Annotated in this window: 4 protein-coding genes; all 4 read right to left on the reverse strand. The window is 63.1% G+C overall.

The genetic code is table 11. The annotated features are described in order from the left end of the window. Positions 1–616: FAD binding domain-containing protein (locus tag AYR66_RS23720; protein ID WP_088710232.1), on the reverse strand; the 616-nt coding region annotated here is incomplete at its 3' end. Positions 617–620: 4 nt separating this feature from the next. Then, positions 621–2,069: an enoyl-CoA hydratase-related protein gene (locus tag AYR66_RS23725; protein WP_206047307.1), complete on the reverse strand. Its 1,449-nt coding sequence runs from the start codon at positions 2,067–2,069 to the stop codon at positions 621–623. A gap of 35 nt (positions 2,070–2,104) precedes the next feature. Beyond that, on the reverse strand, positions 2,105–2,566 hold the full coding sequence (locus AYR66_RS23735; protein ID WP_234815066.1) for an acyl-CoA thioesterase: 462 nt from the start codon (positions 2,564–2,566) through the stop codon (positions 2,105–2,107). Next, positions 2,563–3,678: an iron-containing alcohol dehydrogenase gene (locus tag AYR66_RS23740; RefSeq protein ID WP_088710235.1), complete on the reverse strand. Its 1,116-nt coding sequence runs from the start codon at positions 3,676–3,678 to the stop codon at positions 2,563–2,565. Before AYR66_RS23740 ends, AYR66_RS23735 begins: the two co-directional genes overlap by 4 nt. Positions 3,679–3,697: the final 19 nt, after the last annotated feature.

Consider the following 3,697-nt stretch of genomic DNA (forward strand, 5'->3'; position numbering starts at 1 on the left):
AGGCCTTGAGGACGACGCCGACGGCGGCCAGCGCGAAGTCGCCCAGGCGGCGCGCGACTTCGTCGAAAGCCCATCCGCAGCCGGGCGGCAGCGGAGGAAGGTAGATCTCGGTCACGATCTCGTTTTCTTCCACCGCGGAGGTCAAGGCCCCCATGAAGAACTCTTCTGCGGGGACGGCGCGCCGTCCGTCCGGCGACGCCAGCGTGATTTCCGCATCGAGCAAGACCATCATCATCGGTAGTTCGGCGGCCGGATCGGCGTGGGTAATGCTGCCGCCAATGGTGCCGCGGTTGCGTATGGCGAGATGCGCGACGTGCTGCATGGCATCGGAGATCACTGGAAACAGGCGCTTCACTGCTTCCGACATTTCCAGTGTGTGGTGGCGGGTCAGTGCGCCGATGCGCAGTCCGCCGTCACTTTGCTCTTCCAGGAACGCCAGTTCCTCGATGCCGTTGATATCGATCAGGACGGACGGGTTGAGCAGACGGAAGTTGAGCATCGGTACGAGGCTCTGGCCGCCGGCGATGATCTTGCCGTCGCCCTCGGCGGCTTCCAGGGCGGACAGCGCCTCGTCCAGCGTCGTCGCGCGCAGGTATTCAAACTTGGGAGGTTTCATGCCCTCATTTCCCCACGAATTCCGGAACCCGCTTTTCAACGAAGGCCTGGCGGGCGTTCCGATAGTCTTCGCTGGCCACCGCACGCTTGATCACTTTGTCGACCGACTGGTCGGTCAGCACGCCCAGTCCCATCGTCAATCCGTTGAGCAGGAACTTGGTTCCGGAAATCGTGAGCGGGGCATTATTGGCCATGACCGCGGCAAACGATTGTGCGGCGCGCATCGGGTCGGCAGACACACGGTCGACAAAGCCGATCCGCTGCCCCTCGTCCGCCTTGAAGCGCTGTGCGGAGTACAGGATGCGCTTGGCATTGGCGACGCCGACCAGGGATAGCAGGCGCTGGGTCCCGCGCACGCCGTACACGATGGACAGCCTGGCTGCGGGAATGGCAAACATTGCCTCCGGGTGGGCGAAGCGGAAGTCGCACGACATGGCGAGATTGCAGGCACCGCCCATGCAGAAGCCATTGATCACCGCAATGGTCGGTTTCGGCGACGCTGCGATGGCATCGCAACAGGCATCGACAGCGACCTCGTAGTCCTCGCCCTGCTTGACAGTAGCGCGTACCTTGTCGAACTCGGCGATATCGGCGCCGGCACTGAAGGTGCCGCCGGCGCCCGTCAGCAGGATGGCCCTGACCTGGGGATCGTCGCCCAGCTGGCGGAAGATGCGTCCCAGGTCCTGCCACATAGCAAGCGTGACGGCGTTTTTCTGGCGCGGCCGGTTCAGCGTGACGACAGCGGCCTTGAAGACGGGTGACGTTTGCCCGAACTTGGGCGCCGGCGCCGGATTCCGGCCTTGCGCTTTCCCGTTGCCGAAGCCGAAGAGTGAGGCGAGTTTTGCAGCGACGCTGCTGCTGCCATTCGTACTGGCTGCCACATTGTCGATATCGCCCTGCTCGCGCACATCCACCAGGGTAACAAGGATGTCGTCCGATGCCGGTACTGCGGTGGCAGCGGACATTGCCCCGCCAATCGCCGCTCCCGCTTCCTGGTTCGCCTGTGCCGACATCTGCTGCACGGCCTCATTAAAGCTGGCAAAGAACTGGTCGGCCATCTTGCGCGCAGTCGAGTCGATCAGCCGCGTTCCCAGCTGGGCAATCTTGCCGCCGATATTCGCGCTTACGCCATAGCGCAACAGCGTCGCCTGCTCCGCTTCCTCGACCAGCTCGACACTGATGTCGCTCTTGGCAAAACCGGCGACGCCGCCCTGCCCTTCACCGACGAGCCGATAGCTGGTCAGTGGCACGATATCGGTGAGGGTTACCTTGCCGTTGAACTTTGCCTTGATCGGGCCGACCTTGGCGACCACAAGCGAGGTGAATTCCGTGTCCGAGACCTTGTCCAGGGCCTCGCATCCCGGGATGCACGCCTTCAGCACGTCCGGGTCATTCAGCGCATTCCACACTGCCTCGCGCGGCGCCTCCAGGCGGATCTCGTCTTTCATCTCCATCGTTGACTCCTTGTGTTTCTCTGGTTACCCGGCATTCAAAGGGGCGTTGTTTCCGATTTTTCCGCGAGCAAGGCGTCGAGTGCTGTCCGGTGTTCCTCAGGGAGCGGCACGGGCCGGTTTGTCTGGCGGTCCACATAGACATGGACAAAATGCCCTTCTGCGGCGGCAGCTGCCTCGTTGTTGCGGAAGATGCCGAGCTCGTAGCGCACGCTGCTGGTGCCGATCCGGGCGACCCGGACCCCGACATGAACCGTGTCCGGGAATGCCACCGGACTGAAGTAGCGGCACTGCGTCTCGACGACCAGTCCGACCACTTCGGAGCGTTCCAAGTCAAGTGCGCCGGCACGGATCAGGTATTCATTCACGGCCGTATCGAAGAACGAGTAGTACACGACGTTGTTCACGTGGCGGTATGCATCGTTGTCCATCCAGCGTGTCGCGATGGCGTGGAAATGGACGTAGGCGCTGCGCGGCGAGCCTTTTGCTGGCGTATTCACAATGCCTCCCCGTAAATGGCGAGCGCATCGTAGTAGCCGATTTCCCGCGGATTGTTGACCAGTAACCGCGTCTGCTTCATTGCGTCGTCCGCGAGCGCCGCGAGGTCGTGTTCGCCAATGCCGACCTCGGCAAGGCGGGTCGGCAATCCAAGCTCGACGGGCAAGCCTGAAAGGCGCTGCGCCAGGAGCGCAGCTTTTTCGTCGGCGCTACCCTTGGCACCCGGGACGACGATGTCCGCCAGTTCGGCATATAAACCGGAAGCAACAGGGGCATTGAAGCGCAGGACGGCGGGAAGAACGAGGGAGTTGGACAGGCCATGCGGAACATGGAAACGTGCACCCACTGGATAGGCGAGCGCATGTACACCGGCTACCGGCGCATTCGTAAATGCCATTCCCGCCAGCATTGCGCCGAGAAGCATGTTCTGGCGCGCCTCGATATTGGTGCCTTGCCGGCAAGCGGTGTGAATGTTGTTGAACAGCAGCCGCAAGGCTTCGCGGGCGAGACAGTCCGATACCGGATTCTTGAGGCGCTTGCTGGTGTACGCCTCAATCGCATGAACCATTGCGTCAATCCCGGTGGCAGCCGTGACAGACGGCGGCAGGGCAAGCGTGAGCTCGGGATCCAGCACGGCCCAGTCCGGAATCAGGACCGGCGACACGACCCCTTTCTTTTCATTCTCCCCGGTCGTGACAATGGATATCGGCGTTACCTCGGAACCGGTGCCCGCGGTCGTCGGCACCAGGATCAACGGCAGCCGCGGGCCCTTGGCCATCCCGACGCCATAGATCTCTTCCAGGTGCTCATTTCCGGGAGCCAGCAATGCGACGAGCTTGGCGACATCCATGGAGCTTCCGCCTCCCAGGCCGATAATTCCGTCGGCACGGCATGCTCGGGCGGCCTCGACTGCGCTTTGCACCACCGCCTCCGGCGGGTCGGCCTGCACGTCAGAATAGACTTGCACCGCCATGCCCGCCTTCTTCAGTGCAGCCAGCGCGGACTCCAGCAACCCTGCCGCCTCCACGCCCTTGTCCGTCATCAGCAGCAGCGATTGGCAGCCCAGCTTGCCGGCAAGCTCACCGAGCCGCCCGGAAGCGCCCGCTCCCACCAGCGTCGAGCGCGGAGCCTGG

Origin of the sequence: Noviherbaspirillum denitrificans, assembly GCF_002211445.1 — a bacterium.
GTDB classification, from domain to species: Bacteria; Pseudomonadota; Gammaproteobacteria; order Burkholderiales; family Burkholderiaceae_D; genus Noviherbaspirillum; species Noviherbaspirillum denitrificans.